The organism is Pseudidiomarina sp. PP-1MA, assembly GCF_041200125.1.
Lineage (GTDB): Bacteria > Pseudomonadota > Gammaproteobacteria > Enterobacterales > Alteromonadaceae > Pseudidiomarina > Pseudidiomarina fusca.
Window position 1 is genome coordinate 1,221,390 of record NZ_CP165718.1, and the last position, 19,447, is coordinate 1,240,836.

A 19,447-nucleotide genomic window follows, 5' to 3' on the forward strand; every position below is an offset into this window, starting at 1 on the left:
ACGTTTTTATGTCTCAACAATCTTCAACATCAACTCCGCCGGGCAAAAGTGTTTTGTTAGAGCGGGTGTTGTTTTCGATGCGACCCATGTGGTTGGCTCTGTTTGCTATTTTGACGGTTTATTTGGGCTGGCATGCAAGTCAGGTTCGTCCTGAAGCTAGCTTAACCAAAATGATTCCTACTAATCACGAGTTCATTCAGAACTATTTTAAGCACCAAGAAGACTTGGCGAGTTTAGGTAACGTGATTCGGGTGGCGGTAGAAACCACCGAAGGGGATATTTTCACCCCAGAGTTTCAGGCAACCTTGCAGCAAATTACCGACGAGGTTTTCTATGTACCTGGTGTTGACCGTAGTGGTTTAAAAAGTATTTGGACGCCGAATGTGCGCTGGAGCGAAGTTACCGAAGAGGGCTTTGTCGGCGGACCTGTAATTCCAGACACATGGGATGCATCTGAGCGTTCATTGGATCAATTGCGCACTAATATTTTGCGCTCTGGTGAAGTAGGTAACTTAGTTGCCAATAACTTCAAATCGGCACTGATTTATGTGCCTTTATATGAAGTGCATCCAGATACCGGCGAAAAACTTGATTACAAGGTGTTATCTGAAGCCTTAGAGCAGAACATTCGCGACAAATATCAAACGGATACCGTAAAAATTCACATTACCGGCTTTGCCAAAGTGATTGGTGACCTGATTGAAGGTGCGTATCAGGTAGGGCTGTTTTTTGTTATCGCCATTGTGATCACTCTCGTGATGCTGTACTGGTACAGCCGTTGTTGGCGCAGTGCTTTTGCGGTGCTGGGTTGTTCCATCATTGCGGTAGTATGGCAGTTAGGCATCATTGAACTGATTGGAAGTGGGATTAACCCTTACTCGATGTTGGTGCCGTTCTTAGTGTTTGCCATTGGCGTGAGCCATGGGGTGCAAATCATCAACGCCATCAGTAATAACCGAGTGGATGCGTTAGATAAGGTGGGCGCTACTCGTTTGGCGTTCCGTGGTTTGTATATCGCTGGCTTAACTGCTTTGGTTTCAGATGCCATCGGTTTTACGACCTTGATGGTCATTGATATTGAGGTGATTCAAGAGTTAGCTATTGCCGCGAGTATTGGTGTGGCGGTCGTGGTGTTAACTAATTTAGGGATGTTACCTATTTTAATGTCCTACACCGGAGTCTCTAAAGACGGCGTTGAATACGCTGCTAAAGCGCGCCAAAAAGAACATCCGGTGCTTAATATTTTCAGCCGTTTTTCGCGCCCTAAGTGGGCCTATAGTGCCTTAGTTGTGGCTCTGATGGGGTTAGCTTGGGGTTTGTACTACGGCCAGCAAATGAAGATTGGTGATTTAGACGCAGGGGCACCAGAACTGCGCCCAGATAGTCGTTATAACTTAGATAACCAATTTATTGTTGATAACTACAGCTCGAGTACCGATGTGTTTGTGGTGATGGCAGAAACGGCGCCAAGCCAATGTATTGCCTACGATAACCTGGAGCTGTTAGACCGTTTTACGTGGCACATGCAAAATACCCCTGGGGTGCAAGACGTTAAGTCTGTCGCTTATGTGGCTAAAATGGGTTCCTATGGCCTCAACGAGGGTAATTTAAAGTGGTATAGCCTAACTCGTAATCAATATTCATTGAATGGTTACACGGGCCGTACGCCGCCGGGGTTGATTAACCCTGATTGCTCGATGGCACCGGTGATTATCTTCTTGAATGATCACAAAGCCGAAACCTTGCAAACCGTGGTCGCCTCGGTCAATAGTTTTAATCAAGAATATCAACAAGATGGTCTTGAACTATTGATGGCAGCAGGTAATTCAGGGATTGAAGCTGCGACAAACTCAGTGATTGAGTCAGCTCAGAACAAAATGATGTTGTGGGTGTATGGCGTGGTTATTTTCTTATGCTTACTAACGTTCCGGAGCTTACGTACAGTCACCTGTATCATTTTACCGTTGGCACTAACCACGGTGATGAGCCAAGGCTTGATGGCAGTTCTGGGCATTGGCGTGAAAGTAGCAACCTTGCCAGTGATTGCCTTAGGTGTGGGGATTGGGGTGGATTATGGTATTTACATCTACACCAAGATTCGTGAAGGTTTAGCGCAAGGCATGCATCTTGATGACAGCTACAAGTACGCGCTAGACAGCACCGGTAAAGCGGTTGGATTTACTGGGCTGACCTTGGCTATTGGCGTTGCTACTTGGATTTTCTCGCCGATTAAGTTCCAAGCGGATATGGGGATCCTGTTAACCTTTATGTTCATCTGGAACATGCTAGGTGCCTTGATCCTGATCCCAGCGTTAGCACGCTTCTTTGCTAACTTTAGCCGCAAAGCCCACTAACTGTAGGCTTGCGTTACCGTTAGAACCAGCAGACGCCGCTACTTGTTAGCGGCGTCTTGCAATATAAAATCAGCACCTTGGTCAGCGATCACCATGGTGGGTGCATTGGTATTGCCACTCACTACGGTCGGCATGATGGAAGCGTCAATGACGCGCAAACCAGCAACGCCATTTACTCGCAACTGCGCATCAACCACAGCATCTTGGTCGTTGCCCATGCGGCACGTGCTGGTTGGATGGTAAATCAGCCCGACATTACTCATCAGCTTAGCTAACAACTCCGCATCATTAGCACAAGGCCCTGGCCATACTTCGCCGCCATTATGCTCAGCGAGGGGCGCTTGACTCATAATCTCGCGTACCTGTCTCACCCCAGCCAACAACGCCTGTTGATCACTAGGATGCTGCAAAAAGTCATAGCTAAAAAGCGGTTTATCTGTGGCTTTGTTACTGCGTAAACGTAACTGGCCTCGGGCTTGTGGTCGTAACAGGCAAACATGGCAGGCATAGCCATGGGTGAAAGCCGGTTTAAGGTCATACCCGCTGTCGTTAAAGCGAGTCGAGACAAAGTGAAGTTGTAGATCAGGTGTCTCTATCTGTTCACTGCTGCGCAAAAATCCACCCACCTCGGCCGGAGGATGTGCGAGTGGGCCGGTTTTATCACGCCGATATTGCCACCAAGCTTTCGCCATCTTGACTAATCCTATGGGATTAATACTGATGCCGTCTTTGCGCTTGTTGCGGTAATGAATCATCACATCCACATGCTCTTGCAGATTTGCGCCTACCTCGGCACGATCGGCAATGACACTGATGCCATGTTGTTGCAACTGGGCGGCTGGCCCAATACCAGATAGCATCAACAATTGCGGGGAGTTGATTGCGCCGCCGCTGATAATCACTTCGCGTTGTGCCAGCCATTGCTCGCCACTGACTAATTCAATCCCTACGGCTTGGGGCTGGGCTTGGCTTTGGTCAAAGAGCACCCGCTGTACCAAGCTATCAGTCAATACCTTGAGATTAGGGCGTTGCATTGCCGGCAGCAAGAAAGCGCGGCGCACACTCCAGCGCTGCGCTTGATGAATCGTAAATTGGAACGGGCCAATACCATAGAGCTCAGCACCGTTAAAATCTGGGTTAAAGGGGATACCGGCAGCAACTCCTGCCTCAACAAAGCGTTGGGCAGCGAGAAAATAGGTAGGCACATCACTGACTTTGAGCGGCCCATCAGCACCATGATAAGCGTCAGCGCCACGACTGTTGGCTTCTAGCTTCTTGAACCTTGCCAATATGGCGGGCCAATCCCAGTTGCTGTTGGTTAAGCTGGCCCAATGCTGGTAATCACTAGGGGCACCGCGGGTATAAATCATGGCATTAATTAAGCTGCTGCCACCTAAACCTTTGCCGCGCGGGGTAAACAAGCCTTTGCCTTGGCGAAGTGGGGCTTTATCACTGCTGCGGTAGCCCCAATTAAAGCCGCGGTGGTGCATAAAGCGTACTACGCCACCGGGCATATCACTGAATTCGTGTTGGCCGTTGCCGCCAGCTTCTATTAGGAGCACTTGGTAGTTACCGCAGGCACTCAAGCGGTCCGCCAGCACGCATCCAGCGGAACCCCCACCGACAATGATAAAATCGTACTTTGTTGTGCTCATGGTTGTTGTTCTGTATTCGTTATTGTTCGTGATTGTTCGTTTTATAAACTTTGAGCGTAGCGTAAAAGATCATTCAATAAACGCATGTTGCGAGAGTTATCGCTATGCTGCTGCGCAGCTAACTCCAGCTCTTGCATAAATCGCTCGGCAGACAAGCCTCCTGGAGGGGGTGAGAGCAGACGACCTTGGCAAAATTCACGCCATTTTAGTAGTTCGGAATCAGTTAACGTACTTGGGTAATTACGGGCACGGTAGCGAAACAGCATCTCGGGTAAGCGCGAATCGCTAAAGTTTAAGGTCAAACCTGGTAGCTGTTCAGGCGCGGTACTACGGATAATGTCCATGTTGGAGCGGTCTTGTTCACTAAAGAAAGGGCCGCTGTAAAGCATAAAATCAGGATCCGTAACCGCGTCATAGGTTTTGCTGGTCAGTAACGCTTGGCACAAGCGGTCGCGTAATTCGCTTTGTGCTAGTAGCGTTTGCCGGTGGCGTTCTAGTTGCTCGAGATCTAAGTTCCAACGCTGCTGTGCGGTACTGTCGAGCACATTGAGTTTAGCGATAAAAGGGCAGCGATTGAGTTGCAGGGTTCCCCCAGCGAAGGCCGATAAACCTTGCTCAGCTAGCTGTTTACGCGGGGTAAAGCGGCGTTCGACCAAATCATCTAGCGAACTCTCTAAAAACTCCAGCGGGTTGTGGCGTAAATCCCAGTAGAGCAGGGTGTTGGGCTGCTCCGGATGATAGCCTAGCGGCATGATCACACTCACGTATCCGTTCAGTGCGCCGTAAAAACCACTGATGTGCACGCGTGGTTCAAAATTTACCAAATCAATCAGTTGTTGCACGGCTTGTTTGCGGCGTAATCCATAAGCGTAGGCAAACAACCTTGGTTGTGCTTGTTTAACTTTACGAGCCATGCCGATGGTGGCATGAACGTCAGCCATAGCATCATGGGCGTTGGCGTGTTCAATACCATTGGCTTTAGATAAGTCTTCTAAGCGCATGCTGACCCGCCCATCGTCATGGTAGGGCCATTCGATTCCTTCGGGGCGCAGGGCATAGCAAGCGCGCATCAAGTCGATTAGATCCCAGCGTGAATTTTGGTGCTGCCAAGTATGAGCGTAGGGATCATGAAAGTTACGGTAGAACAGGTGTCGGGTTACTTCATCGTCAAAGACGATGTTGTTGTAGCCAATGATAGTGGTGTTGGGTACGCTCATTTGTGCTGCGATGGCTGCGGCAAAGCTCGCTTCGTTGGTACCTTGCGCAAGCGCAAATTGCGGCGTAATACCTGTCACTAGCACCGCCTGCGGATGAGGCAAAAAATCTGGCGTGGGCTGACTAAATAGGGTCAGTGGACGACCGCAGGGCTCTAATTCTAAATTGGTTCTTAAACCGGCAAATTGGGAGGGCCGATCATAATGAGGGTTAGCCCCCCAAGTTTCGTAGTCATGAAAGTAAAAACTGGCGTCAGACATGGCGCATAATGATCCTTGCTAATGTATGCAGGTCAGACTACCTGATTGCTGACTGAGCCGCAATCAAGAGGTGACGGGCAACCCTAATTACCGCTAAGATAGCAAACTAACGACAATAAAATGATTCAACAGCAACGAGGCGATTATGGGTCTACTCAGTTCTTTTTCTTTTGCCACCAACAAGCGCGTGGGCTTAAGTCTGCTCGCCACCGCTTGCTTTACTGCCGCCGCTTGCAGCAGTGCACCTGAGCCAAATTCTAGTGTAGCTGCCAAGGCGACTGTGACCGAGGCCGCACCGTTTGCGATTGCCATTCATGGGGGCGCCGGCACCATTACCCGCGCAAGCATGACGCCAGCACGGGAACGCGCCTATCGCGAAAAACTAGCCGAAGCTATCGCCGCCGGACAGCAGATCTTAGCCGCCGGTGGCACCAGTATGGATGCGGTTATCGCGGCGGTGCAAGTGTTGGAAGACTCTCCGCTGTTTAATGCCGGTCGTGGTGCCGTTTATACCTGGGATGAACAGCATGAACTTGATGCCGCTATTATGGACGGTTCCAATCGTGCGGCGGGAGCAGTGACTGGGGTGACAACGATCAAAAGCCCGATTGCCTTGGCCCGTAAAGTGATGGAAGAATCGGTGCATGTGATGCTCAGTGGCGCTGGTGCTGAAGAGTTTGCTGATCTGCATCAACTAGAGCGGGTGGATAACAGCTACTTCAATACCGAAGCTCGCTTCGATGCGCTGCAACGCATGAAACAGCAGCTTGGTAGCCAAGATAAAACCGCATGGCAGCAGCTAGACGCGCGCTTCAAGTATGGCACCGTTGGGGCGGTGGCGTTGGATACTCATGGTAATTTAGCTGCCGCCACCTCAACCGGAGGAATGACAGGTAAGCGCTACGGTCGTATTGGTGATTCACCGGTGATTGGCGCTGGTACTTGGGCAGATAATGGCAGTTGTGCGGTCTCGGCCACAGGTCATGGTGAATATTTTATTAAGTATCAGGTAGCAGCAGATATTTGCGCACGAGTGACCTATCAAGGCAAAGATATCGTAAGTGCTGGTGATACCGTAATTCATGAGGTGCTGATGCCCGTTGGTGGTACTGGTGGCGTGATCATTGTTGACGGCCAAGGCAAGGTGCATATGCCATTTAATACTGAAGGCATGTACCGCGCTAGTCAACAAGGTGATGGTCCGGTTCATATTGCGATTTATGCAGACGAAAACTAACTCGTAATCAGGACTGCTGGTGCGGGTTAACAAGCTTACAGAGGGCTGCTAAACTAGCAGCCCTTTTATATCTAAGTGCTAATGCAGGATTTTTGTGCAAACCATTCAATTTCCAGCTGAACTCCCTGTGGTGCAGGCCAAGGCCGAGATTCAAACGGCCATTGCCAAACACCAAGTAGTGATTGTCGCGGGCGAGACCGGTTCAGGTAAAACCACACAGTTACCTAAAATGCTGCTAGAAATGGGCTACGGTAAGATGATTGCCCACACCCAGCCGCGGCGTTTAGCTGCCCGCAGTGTGGCTCAACGTATCGCACAAGAATTAGAAACTGAGTTGGGTAGTCGGGTTGGTTACAAGGTGCGTTTTCATGATCAAACGGCACCCACTACAGAAATTAAATTGCTCACGGATGGGATGTTGCTGGCTGAACTGCAGAATGATCGCATGTTGCGGCAATACGATGCCATCATCATTGATGAAGCCCATGAACGCAGTCTGAATATCGACTTTCTGTTAGGCGCGTTGGCCACCATTTTGCCTAAGCGACCAGAGTTAAAACTGGTGATTACCTCAGCTACCATTGAGACGGAACGCTTTGCCAAACATTTTAATCAGGCCCCGATCATTACTGTTACCGGGCGTACTTATCCAGTTGAGGTGCGTTATCGGCCGTTAAGCAATGCCGATGATGATAACCAAGACAGCGCTGATGTAGTGCAAGGCGTTTGCGATGGGGTATTAGAGCTAAGCCGTGAAGCACCCGGTGATATTTTGATTTTTGCCAGTGGTGAGCGTGAAATACGTGATTTTGCTGAAGCTATTGGTGATTTGCAGTTACCTAATACTGAGCTTTTACCGCTGTTTGCACGGCTATCTGCTGCTGAGCAACAACGGATTTTTCAGCCGCATAGCCAACGTCGCATTGTGATCGCTACCAACGTAGCTGAAACCTCACTAACGGTGCCCGGCATTCGTTATGTGATAGACCCAGGTACGGCTCGTATCAGTCGTTACAGTTACCGCAGCAAAGTGCAACGCTTGCCGATTGAGAAAATTTCACAAGCTTCAGCGAATCAACGGATGGGGCGTTGTGGCCGGGTCGCACCGGGGATTTGTATCCGGCTCTATGATGAAGCTGATTTTTTAGCTCGGCCTGAATACACAGATCCCGAAATCTTACGCACCAATCTAGCCGCGGTTATTCTGCAAATGACGGCGGCAAAACTTGGTGATATTCGCCGCTTTCCATTCGTAGAAAGGCCCGATGAGCGTTTTATCAAAGATGGCCTGAATTTATTAGAAGAGCTGCATGCGTTAGATGGAACTGGACGGCAAGGTAAAAGCAATAAGCGGCGCGGGTATCAAGGCCCACGATTAACTGAGATTGGGCGCCAAATCGCACAGTTGCCGATTGATCCGCGGTTGGGGCGGATGGTGATAGCAGCGAATCAATTTGGCTGTATGCAAGAAGTATTAATTATTGCCGCCGCACTGAGTATTCAAGATCCGCGTGAACGTCCGCAACAAGGGGCGCAAAAAGCAGACCAACTGCATCAAAGATTTCACCATAAAGACTCTGATTTTGCCAGCTTCTTGCTGTTATGGCAGTATCTTGAGGAATTACAAAAAGAGCTTTCAAGAGGCCAGCTGCGAAAGCGCCTGAAAGAAGAGTTTATTCATTTTCTGCGGGTGCGCGAATGGCAAGATGTGTACACTCAGCTGCGCCAAAGTGTACGAGGTATGGGCTTTCGGATTAATCAAGAACCAGCCAGCTATGAGGCCATTCACCAAGCTCTCTTAACCGGTATGCTCTCGCATCTGGGTACCAAGCAAGAAGGCCATGATTACATGGGTGCACGGCAACGCAAGTTCTTTGTGTTCCCGGGTTCAGGCTTGTTTAAAAAATCACCTAAGTGGCTGATGGCCGCCGAGCTTGTTGAAACCAGTCGTTTGTTTGCTCGGATTAATGCTCGGATTGAACCTGAATGGGTTGAGCCGCTGGCTAAACACCTGGTTAAATACAGTTATTTTGAACCCCATTTCTCGAAAAAACAGGGCTCGGTGTTAGCAGACGAGCAAGTGACGCTCTATGGCTTGATTATCGTGCCACGGCGTAAAGTGCAGTATGGCCCGGTAAAACCTATTGAAGCGCGCGAGATCTTTATTCGTGAGGCACTGGTGCAAGGGCAGCTTAAACGACAATTGCCTTTCATTAAGCACAATCTTGCACTTATCGAGAGCGTTAAAGAGCTCGAAGACAAGTCGCGTCGGCGCGATATCCTGGTGGATGATGAAGCTCTGTTTCAGGCCTATGATGAACATATTCCCGCGGGTATTTACAACGAACAGCTATTAGCCGGTTGGTGGCACAAAGCCGTTAAACAGAATCCTCAACTTCTGTATTTTGTGCGCGCTGATCTGATGGCCCAAGACGCGGAGCATGTCACCACTGATGATTATCCAGATGTTTGGCAGCAGGGCCAACTGACCTTACCCCTGCATTATCATTTTGCCCCAGGCAGTGAAGATGATGGAGTGACGGTGCAGATCCCGCTAGCACTGCTAAACCAAGTGACGCCGCAAGGGTTTGACTGGCAAATACCAGCTCTGCGCCATGATCTGGTGGTAGCCTTGATCAAGAGCTTGCCAAAACAACTCCGTCGAAACTTTGTGCCGGCACCTAACTACGCCCAAGCGTTTTTAGCTGATACTCCAGCGGCTACGATAGCGAAAGAGCCTTTGCTTACGGCCTTATCCGCTAAATTACGGCGTATGACGGGTGTCACTATCCCTGATGATGCTTGGTATCATGGTGGCGCAGATGCTATTCCACCACATTTACAGATGAACTTTGCGGTAGTGGATGAGCAGGGCAAGGTACTGCAACAAGGGCGAGATTTACACCAGTTGCAACAGCGGCTACAAGGTGACGTGAAAGAGGCCCTCGCTCAGGCAGTAGCCAGTAAGCAGGCACCGCAAGCGGCAACGAGTTGGCAGTTTGGTACGCTCCCCGACATGCTCGAGCAGCAACAACAAGGCTATGCGATTAAAGCCTTTCCGGCGTTAGTGGCTGAGGCCGAAGGAGTGCGTGAAGAACTCTTCGATAGCCTAGCGAAAGCCGAGCATGCGCATCGGCAAGGATTGCGGCAGCTGTTGTTGCTGCAACTACCGTCACCTATTCGGCATTTGCAGCAAACGCTTTCTAATAAAGCGAAATTAGCCCTTTATTACAATCCATGGGGCAATGTTGAAGAACTTATCGCTGATTGTATTAGGGCGGCGCTGGATGAGTTTATAGAGGCAAATCCAGCCCGTGACCCAGCGGCTTTTCAAGCCTTGTATGATACTGCTAGAGCACATTTAAACGAGCGGGTGAGTGAGATAGCGAAACAGTTGGAGCCTTGTCTGCTGCTTAGCCACAGCATCCGTAAACGGATGAAAGGCAAGGTTAGCTTAGAGCAAATTCAAGCCCACGGCGATATAGCACAACAGTTGGATGCCTTGGTGGGACCCGGTTTTGTTAGTAACGCCGGAGCGCAGCGTTTGGATGATATTCAACGCTACTTGAAGGCAATTGAGCGACGCTTAGACAAACTGCCGGTGGATCCAAATAAAGATCGTTTACACACGTTGGTTCTAACGGACTTGTCGCAAGCCTATCAAAGCCTGTTGGCGAAACAAAACAAACAGCAGTTGATATCGTCAGATGTGCTTGAAATTAGATGGATGATAGAAGAGCTGCGGGTAAGTTTTTTTGCGCAGACGTTGGGTACCCAATACCCGATCTCAGAAAAGAGAATTCGCCAAGCGCTTGCTGCAGCAGCTTAAATACTGCTGCAGTAGTGCTTAACTAAGTTAGGCGTATAAACCTAAATTGGCGCGGGCATAAGCTTCAAATTCAGTGCATCCACCGATGTGTTTTTCGTCCACAAAAATCTGCGGTACGGTTAAGACGGGGGCGCCGACGGTTTTCTCTAAATCTGCTTTAGAGATGCCTTCAGCGTGCATGTCAACGTAGCGAAATTCAAAATCATCGCGGTCAGCGGTCAGTTTTTCAGCGATTTGTACTGCACGAACGCAGAATGGGCAGCCAGGGCGACCAAAAATAACAGTAAACATCTCAGACTCCTTAAAAAAATGTGATATTGCCCGTATTTTCCTACAAACAGCGGCGGCTTGCCAATGAGTTTTGTGGATAGCGGCTATCGAACCTAGCGATTATTGATTAATTTCAAGATCCGAGGCTGCAACGCAGCAGCATGGCAGACAATCGCCGGGCCGCACAAAAGCCAGTGGCTCGTTGATGTAGGTGATATCGCCCTGAACTAGTTGCACTCGACAGGCGCCGCAAAAACCATTGCGACAATGATAGTGGGGCTCTAATCCAGCCGCTTCCATAGCTTCTAAGAGGGTACCCTGTGAGCTGTCAACGGTCAGCTGCTGCTGACCATTGACGATGACTTTATACGCAGTGCTCATGATGATTTAGAGTTCAAAATCTCCGAGGTCAGAAGCACTTACGTTACTGTCAATTTGCCCAACCAAATAAGAAGTGATTTCAGCTTCTTGGGGGGCTACTTGAACGTTATCTGATACCAGATATTTATTCATCCAAGGTAGCGGGTTGCTACGCTGTTTAAAGGGCGCATCAAAACCAATGGCTTCCATTCGCATATTAGCAATGTATTCCACGTACTGGCAGAGCATTTCTTCGTTTAGGCCAATCATAGAGCCATGTCTGAACAAATAGTGGGCCCATTGCTTTTCTTGTTCAACAGCCTTCATAAAGATGTTCAGTGCTTCGTCGCGTAACTCTTCGGCAATTTCTTTCATTTCTGGGTCATCTTGACCGTATTGCCATAGATTAAGAATTTGCTGAGTAGAGACCAAATGCAAGTTCTCATCACGGGCGATAAGACGGATGATTTTTGAGTTACCTTCCATCAGATCACGTTCAGCAAAGGCGAAGGTACAAGCGAAGCTTACATAAAAACGAACAGCCTCTAGCGCATTCACTGAGTTGATGCACAAGAATAGCTTTTTCTTGAGCTCACGCATGCTAACCAGATGCTTCTCACCGTCAACTTCCCATTCGCCTTCGCCATGGGTTTGCCAAAGCTGCGTATAGAAAATCAAATCATCGTAGTAGCGAGAAATATCGGTGGCTCGTTTCTGAATTTCTTCATTAATCACGATGTCTTCAAAAACTTCACTCGGGTCAGTAAATAAATTTCGCAAAATATGCGTGTACGAACGTGAGTGAATGGTTTCAAAAAACGACCAAGTTTCAATCCAAGTTTCTAATTCAGGAATGGATACAATCGGCAGCAACGCAATGTTAGGGCTACGTCCTTGTACTGAATCTAACAAGGTTTGGTACTTTAAGTTAGAGATAAAAATATGTTTTTCGCTATCAGTTAACGCTTGAAAATCAACGCGGTCGCGGCTGACATCAACTTCTTCGGGGCGCCAAAAAAAGCTAATTTGCTTTTCAATCAGCTTTTCAAAAATACTGTGTTTTTGTTGGTCATAGCGCGCAACGTTGACTGAATTACCAAAAAACATTGGCTCTAACAGAGGGTTAACTTGGTTCTGATTAAATGTTGAATAACTCATACCTTAGCACACCTTTTTTAGCATCATCAGCTGAGCAGCGGCGCTGCTCAGCGAATGCAACTTGTTGTTATTAAGCCGCAGAACTAGATCTTACAGGCACCACCGGCACAATCATCGTCTTCTTCAATAATGGCGACAGTTGCTTGTTGGTTCTCTTCTTCACGAGTTTTAGCTTCTACTTTGTCACGCAAATCTACTTGGTTATCTGAAGCGCCGTCACGCGTGTTGTGATAATAAAGCGTTTTTACGCCTAACTTATAGGCATAGAGCAAGTCTTGTAGCAGCTGCTTCATTGGCACTTTGCCTGCTTCAAACTTGGCTGGGTCGTAGTTGGTGTTGGCGGAAATGGTTTGGTCGACGAATTTCTGCATAATGCCAACTAATTCTAAGTAACCTTTGTTACTAGGGATGCTCCACAACAGCTCATACGCGTCTTTCAACGTTTCGTATTCAGGCACTACTTGCTTCGTAATACCGTCTTTTGATGCTTTAATGCTGATATGTCCGCGCGGTGGTTCAATACCGTTGGTAGCATTAGAAATCTGCGACGAGGTTTCTGATGGCATTAAGGCAGACAGGGTAGAGTTACGCATACCGTATTGTTGTACATCACGACGTAACTGGTCCCAATCAAGATGCAATGGCTCTTGGCAAACGCTATCCAGATCTTTCTTGTAGGTGTCGATTGGCATCACACCTTTGGCATAGGTGGTTTCATTAAACTTAGGACAAGCACCAAGCTCTTTCGCTAAGTTCATGGAAGCCTTCATCAAATAGTATTGAATAGCCTCAAAAGTGCGATGAGTTAACGCGTTCGCTGAACCATCCGAATAACGAACACCGTTTTTAGCTAAATAATAAGCGTAGTTAATTACCCCAATGCCCAACGTACGACGGCCCATGGTTGCGTTACGAGCTGCAGGTACAGGGTATTCTTGATAGTCGAGTAAGCTATCAAGCGCACGCACGGCTAAATCAGCCATTTCATCAAGTTCATCTAACGATTTAATCGCACCTAAGTTAAAGGCCGACAGCGTACATAAAGCGATTTCACCTTCTTCATCATTCACGTGGCGCAATGGCTTGGTTGGCAAGGCGATTTCTAAACACAGGTTACTTTGTCGAATAGGGGCAACCGCCGGGTCAAACGGACTATGGGTGTTGCAATGGTCCACGTTTTGCAGGTAGATGCGACCTGTACTAGCACGCTCTTGCATGAACAAACTAAAGAGTTCAATGGCTTTGATACGCTTCTTGCGAATGCTATCGTCGGCTTCGTATTGCAGATAGAGGCGTTCAAATTCTTCTTGATTGGCGAAGAAAGCATCGTACAAACCAGGGACATCAGACGGGCTAAACAAAGTGATGTAGTCGTCTTTGATCAAGCGCTGATACATAACACGGTTGAATTGCACGCCATAATCAAGGTGACGCACACGGTTCTCTTCAACGCCGCGGTTGTTTTTAAGAACCAGCAAGCTTTCTACTTCTAGGTGCCAAAGCGGATAGAACAGGGTAGCGGCACCGCCACGAACACCGCCCTGAGAACAGCTTTTAACCGCTGTCTGGAAGTATTTGTAGAATGGGATACAGCCGGTGTGGAAAGCTTCGCCGCCACGAATGGCACTACCAAGCGCACGGATACGACCCGCGTTGATGCCAATCCCAGCGCGTTGAGAAACGTATTTAACAATCGCACTTGCAGTGGCGTTAATTGAATCTAAGCTGTCGCCTGTTTCAATCAATACGCACGAGCTAAATTGGCGCGTAGGAGTACGAACGCCTGACATGATAGGGGTTGGCAAGGAGATCTTAAACAATGACGTGGCATCGTAAAAACGCTGTACATAGCTCATCCGAGTTTCTTTCGGATAGTTCGCAAACAAACAGGCAGCGACTAAGACATACAAAAATTGCGCACTTTCATAGAGCTCACCGGTCACTCGGTTTTGCACCAAGTATTTGCCTTCTAATTGCTTCACCGCTGCGTAGGAAAAGTTCAAGTCGCGGGCGTGATCGATAAAATCGTTCATTTGCTCGAATTCTTCGCGCGTGTAGTCAGTCAACAAGTGTTTATCGTAACGACCCGCAGCCACCATTTTAGTGACTTGATCATACAAGTGTGGCGGCTCAAATTGGTTGTAAGCTAATTTGCGTAGATGGAAAACTGCTAAGCGCGCTGCTAAATACTGATAATCAGGTGCTTCTTCAGAGATAAGGTCAGCAGCAGCTTTGATGATGGTCTCGTGAATATCTTCAGTTTTAATACCGTCATAAAATTGGATATGGGATTTGATTTCAACTTGTGATACCGAAACGTTGTTCAAGCCTTCGGCTGCCCAACTAATCACCCGGTGAATTTTGTCTAGGTTTAAAGGTTCGCGTTCACCGCTACGTTTAGTTACGAAAAGCTTTTGGTTCATGAGGCGCATCCATCGTTGTTATGGTTGTTTTGTCTAGCCACAAGATATAGTGCGTGTTAGGACTGCACGACGGTTTTTTACACAATATCTTGGGATGAATGAATGGGGTTATCCTAGCACTTATCGCACACTGATCAAGTGCGTTTACGTTACAAAAAGGGGAAGGTTTGACTAACCGAAGTGTAGGCTTTCGCTAAAACCTACGGTGCAATAGAGGTTTAGTAAAATCAAGCACCCTGAAAAAAAATATTGGAAATTTTTTTACCGTCATTAGCTGACGTTTTGTTGCTCAATGAAAACCGATTAGAAAGCGGAGGTTTAGTTAGATAAATCTACATATGGGCGTTTCAGCGGTGTGACTGTCTATATGTTGTGCTGGTTTTTTTTGGTGAAAACTGCGAAGCAGCGCTGCTGGCACTTTTTGTTGGTGCCGAATCAAGGCCAAAATCCAGACCAGCGCAAGCCCCGTAGTTAGGCCAAGAGATCATAATTAAGTTAATAAATCGAGTAACTCTAAGGGGGTTTCGATGAAACTGTCGGCTCCCCATGCGGTTGGCGTTTCGATGGCACTGATGTAGCCATAATTAGCCACAATAGTGCGCATGCCAGCAGCACGACCGGCTTGAATATCCCGCTCGGCATCGCCTACGTACCAACAATCGCCCGCCACTACTTGTAGTGCTTGGGTAGCGTGCAGTAAAGGTTGTGGTGATGGTTTCGCCACCGTCAAGGTATCGCCGCAGACAACCACCTCGATCGCAGCTAACTCAGGAAAGCTAGGCAGCAGTTGTACGGTTAGGGCCGTTGGCTTATTGGTGACAATAGCAACGGGTATCTGTTGCTGTTGTAGTTGTGCTAGTAGTTCGCTAACCCCAGCAAAAAGCTGGGTTTGTTCAGCAATAGCTTCGCTATAAAAACTTAAGAACTTGTGTCTGAGTTCGTCTTTGCGTTGTTCAAATTCAGCTTCACCGTAGGCAAAGCGTAAAAGCCCAGCGGAGCCATGAGAGGCAATCGGAGTGTAATCACTAGCACTAACTAAGGGGCGTTGCTCAGCCCTAAGGACGCGGTTTAAAGCTGCGCCTAAGTCAGGGGCTGTATCTAACAGGGTGCCATCTAAATCAAACAGGATTGCAGCTGGACGTGACATGCTTAGTCCTTCAACGGTTTGGTTAAACAGACGATGTAATTTACATCAACATTGTTCTGGTCTAAGTAAAAGCCGCGCCACGGCAGGTAATGGAGCCCTGTCATGCGTTGTGCAACCAATCCAGCAGCATCGGTCATGCGCAATAATTCAGCCGGTTGAATGAACTTTTGGTGCTGATGCGTGCCTTTCGGTACCCACTGCAGCACATATTCTGCCGCAACGATCCCAAGCAACCAAGATTTTAGATTACGGTTCAAGGTTGAGAAAAATACCTTACCACCTGGCTTAACCAAGTCTGCTGCCGCTTGGACTATCGCCGCTGGGTTGGGCACATGCTCGAGCATTTCTAAACAAGTGACCACGTCAAACTGGCCTGGCTCACTTGCGGCCAGTTGTTCGGCTGGGATAAATTGATAGTCAATTTGTAGCTGGCTTTCTAAGGCATGTAATCTGGCTACTTGCAACGATTGTTCAGCCAAATCAATGCCGGTCACCTGAGCACCAGCCCGGGCTAGGCCTTCTGCCAACAAGCCGCCACCGCAACCAATATCGACAATACGGCTACCAAACACACCATCACAGGCAGCTTGGATAAAGTCTAAGCGCAACGGATTAATTTGATGCAGCGGTTTAAACTCTCCGGCGGGGTCCCACCAACGTGAGGCGATGGCACTGAATTTTTCAATTTCTGCAGGATCAACATTAGAACTTGTGGTCATAGGGCTTCTGCTACGGCTTAAAAGTAGGTACAGTGTACCCAACCTACAGGGATAAAAAAAGATGCGATAGTAAGCCCGTACGGGTACAATGGCGTTATCTTGTAAAACTATAAAAAGACAGATCGTTTAGGGATATAACTACTATGAGTGATCTCGCCAGAGAAGTCGTTCCGGTTAACATTGAAGATGAGTTGAAGAGTTCGTATTTAGATTACGCCATGAGTGTAATTGTCGGTCGAGCTTTACCGGACGTTCGTGACGGCCTCAAGCCAGTTCACCGTCGTGTACTGTTTGCGATGAATGAACTGCGTAATGACTACAACAAGCCTTACAAAAAATCAGCGCGTATTGTTGGTGACGTGATCGGTAAATATCACCCTCATGGTGATATTGCTGTGTATGACACCATCGTGCGGATGGCTCAGCCATTCTCGTTGCGTTACATGTTGGTTGATGGTCAAGGTAACTTTGGTTCAGTAGACGGTGACTCGGCGGCAGCCATGCGTTACACCGAAATTCGGATGGCAAAAATTGCCAGCGAATTGCTCTCTGACCTAGATAAAGAAACCGTTAACTTTGTGCCTAACTATGACGGCACAGAGCAAATTCCGGATGTTTTACCTACCCGAGTACCTAACTTATTAGTGAATGGTTCGTCGGGTATTGCGGTTGGTATGGCTACGAACATTCCGCCGCACAACCTTACCGAAGTGGTGAATGGCTGCTTGGCCATGATTGAAAACCCAGACATCACCATTGATGAATTGATGGATTACATTCCGGGCCCAGATTTTCCAACTGCGGCATCCATTTCAGGTCGTTCAGGCATCGTTGAAGCCTATCGTACCGGTCGTGGTCGTATTCATTTACGCGCTAAGGCTGAGATTGAAACGGAAGATAATGGCCGTGAAACCATCATTGTTTCGGAAATCCCGTATCAAGTTAACAAAGCTAAACTGATTGAAAAAATCGCTGAATTAGTTAAAGAAAAACGTCTGGAAGGGATCAGCGCTTTACGCGACGAATCTGATAAAGACGGGATGCGGATTGTCATCGAATTAAAACGCGGTGAAGTAGGTGAGGTGGTCTTAAACCACCTGTACGCCAATACGCAAATGCAAGTGGTGTTTGGTATTAACATGGTGGCGTTGGATAAAAACCAACCGCGCCTGTTTAACTTACGCGACATGCTGCATTGCTTTATTCTGCACCGGCGTGAAGTGGTTACCCGCCGCTCTGTGTATGAGCTGCGTAAAGCTCGTGAGCGCGCCCACATCTTAGAAGGCTTAGCCATTGCGCTAGCTAACATCGATGAGATCATTGAGCTGATTCGTCGGTCACAAACAGCGGCCGATGCGAAGGCTGGTTTAACCAGTCGCGCTTGGCGTTTAGGCGATGTTGCCGCGATGCTAGAACGGGCTGGGGTTGATGCAGCGCGGCCTGATCATCTGGATGAAAAATACGGTATTCGTGACGGTGAGTACCATTTAACTGACGAGCAAGCACAAGCCATCTTGGATTTACGTTTGCACAAGTTAACGGGTCTTGAGCATGAGAAAATCCTAGATGAATACAAAGGCTTGTTGCAGGTTATTGAAGAATTACTGTTGATTTTGAATAGCCCAGAGCGGCTGATGGAAGTGATTCGTGAAGAGCTAGAAAAAATCAAAGCTGATTATGGTGATGCGCGACGTACAGAAATTACGGCGGCAGCACACGATATCAGCATGGAAGATTTGATTAATGAAGAAGACGTGGTGGTGACTTTGTCGCACCATGGCTACGTGAAGTATCAGCCACTTACCGAATATGAAGCACAGCGCCGCGGCGGCAAAGGTAAAGCCGCAACTAAGATGAAAGATGAAGATTTCATTGAGCGCTTGTGGGTGGCGAATACGCACGACACCATTCTATGCTTCTCAACCCGCGGTAAAATCTATTGGATGAAAGTGTACCAATTACCGCTGGCCAACCGCACTTCGCGTGGCCGTCCTATCGTCAACTTGTTGCCGTTAGAAGCGGATGAAAGGATCACTGCGATTCTGCCAACGCGCGATTACCCAGAAGATAAATTTATCATCATGGCCACCCGTAACGGTACCGTGAAGAAGACCCCAATGGTGGAATATTCGCGGCAACGTAAAGGCGGCATTATTGCGCTTAACTTGGTTGAAGGCGATGAGTTGATTGGGGTTGATGTGACTACCGCTGGTGATGAGATCATGCTGTTCTCGAATGCTGGTAAAGTAGTTCGCTTTAGCGAAGATCAAGTTCGTTCGGTCAGCCGCACTGCTACAGGTGTCCGTGGTATTCGCCTAGAAGCTGGGCAGCATGTGGTTAGCTTGATTGTGCCGCGCACTGGTGACGAACTCGAACTTGCGGACGACGGTGAAGCAGAAATGCCATCGGTGCTTACGGTGACTGAAAATGGCTACGGTAAGCGTACGCCAATCACTGAGTATCCAGCTAAGAGCCGTGCTACCAAAGGTGTGGTTTCGATCAAGGTGAGTGAGCGTAACGGCCAAGTCGTAGGTGCGATGGAAGTGATTGATAGTAATCAAATCATGCTCATTAGTAACAAAGGCACCTTGGTACGGACTCGCGTCAGTGAAGTTTCAGTGGTTGGCCGTAACACTCAAGGCGTGCGCTTGATTCGTACCGGTGATGATGAAAAAGTAGTTGGATTACAACGGGTTGATGATATCGACGAGGATGAAGAATTAGATCCATTGTTGAATGAACCTGTTGAGGGCGAAACAGACGAGCCGCTAGATGACGAAGCGGATGACGAAACCGATGTTGTCGAAGGTGAGGAATAAG

The 19,447-nt window shown here is 48.2% G+C and carries 12 protein-coding genes; 4 read left to right on the plus strand and 8 right to left on the minus strand.

Going from position 1 to position 19,447, the window contains the following annotated elements; all coding sequences use genetic code 11:
* Positions 1 to 8: 8 nt before the first annotated feature.
* Positions 9 to 2,354, plus strand: coding sequence for an RND family transporter (locus AB8S08_RS05910; RefSeq protein ID WP_110074983.1), 2,346 nt, complete (start codon positions 9 to 11; stop codon positions 2,352 to 2,354).
* Between the two features lie 38 nt (positions 2,355 to 2,392).
* Here the strand turns inward: AB8S08_RS05910 and AB8S08_RS05915 are convergent, their stop codons facing one another.
* Entirely contained in the window at positions 2,393 to 4,009 is a 1,617-nt protein-coding gene (locus AB8S08_RS05915; protein ID WP_369744103.1) for a GMC family oxidoreductase, read from the minus strand.
* Positions 4,010 to 4,050: 41 nt separating this feature from the next.
* Positions 4,051 to 5,484: an exodeoxyribonuclease I gene (gene sbcB / locus AB8S08_RS05920; RefSeq protein ID WP_369744104.1), complete on the minus strand. Its 1,434-nt coding sequence runs from the start codon at positions 5,482 to 5,484 to the stop codon at positions 4,051 to 4,053.
* Between the two features lie 145 nt (positions 5,485 to 5,629).
* On the opposite strand from sbcB, the gene AB8S08_RS05925 reads away from it, so the two are divergent.
* A complete protein-coding gene (locus AB8S08_RS05925) occupies positions 5,630 to 6,721 on the plus strand; it encodes an isoaspartyl peptidase/L-asparaginase family protein (protein ID WP_369744105.1) in 1,092 nt (363 codons plus the stop codon).
* A 94-nt stretch (positions 6,722 to 6,815) separates the two neighbouring features.
* Entirely contained in the window at positions 6,816 to 10,550 is a 3,735-nt protein-coding gene (hrpA, locus tag AB8S08_RS05930; RefSeq protein ID WP_369744106.1) for an ATP-dependent RNA helicase HrpA, read from the plus strand.
* 27 nt (positions 10,551 to 10,577) lie between these two features.
* Here hrpA and AB8S08_RS05935 read toward each other — a convergent pair whose 3' ends face one another.
* From AB8S08_RS05935 to ubiG, 6 genes are all read right to left on the minus strand, one after another.
* The gene (locus AB8S08_RS05935) at positions 10,578 to 10,841 is read right to left on the minus strand and encodes a GrxA family glutaredoxin (protein WP_110074988.1); all 264 of its coding nucleotides are present in this window, start codon (positions 10,839 to 10,841) and stop codon (positions 10,578 to 10,580) included.
* A gap of 99 nt (positions 10,842 to 10,940) precedes the next feature.
* A complete protein-coding gene (gene yfaE, locus AB8S08_RS05940) occupies positions 10,941 to 11,201 on the minus strand; it encodes a class I ribonucleotide reductase maintenance protein YfaE (RefSeq protein WP_110074989.1) in 261 nt (86 codons plus the stop codon).
* A 6-nt stretch (positions 11,202 to 11,207) separates the two neighbouring features.
* Entirely contained in the window at positions 11,208 to 12,338 is a 1,131-nt protein-coding gene (gene nrdB / locus AB8S08_RS05945; RefSeq protein WP_110074990.1) for a class Ia ribonucleoside-diphosphate reductase subunit beta, read from the minus strand.
* 83 nt (positions 12,339 to 12,421) lie between these two features.
* Positions 12,422 to 14,761 (minus strand): class 1a ribonucleoside-diphosphate reductase subunit alpha, encoded by a 2,340-nt coding sequence (gene nrdA, locus AB8S08_RS05950; protein ID WP_110074991.1) that lies wholly within the window; start codon positions 14,759 to 14,761, stop codon positions 12,422 to 12,424.
* Between the two features lie 490 nt (positions 14,762 to 15,251).
* Positions 15,252 to 15,908, minus strand: a complete 657-nt coding sequence (locus AB8S08_RS05955; protein WP_369744107.1) for an HAD family hydrolase — start codon at positions 15,906 to 15,908, stop codon at positions 15,252 to 15,254.
* A gap of 2 nt (positions 15,909 to 15,910) precedes the next feature.
* Positions 15,911 to 16,627: a bifunctional 2-polyprenyl-6-hydroxyphenol methylase/3-demethylubiquinol 3-O-methyltransferase UbiG gene (gene ubiG / locus AB8S08_RS05960; protein WP_369744108.1), complete on the minus strand. Its 717-nt coding sequence runs from the start codon at positions 16,625 to 16,627 to the stop codon at positions 15,911 to 15,913.
* 143 nt (positions 16,628 to 16,770) lie between these two features.
* Here ubiG and gyrA point away from each other — a divergent pair, with 143 nt between their 5' ends.
* Positions 16,771 to 19,446 carry a DNA gyrase subunit A gene (gene gyrA / locus AB8S08_RS05965; RefSeq protein WP_369744109.1) on the plus strand — a complete coding sequence of 892 codons (2,676 nt, stop codon included), beginning with the start codon at positions 16,771 to 16,773 and terminating at the stop codon, positions 19,444 to 19,446.
* The last annotated feature ends 1 nt before the right edge of the window (position 19,447 follow it).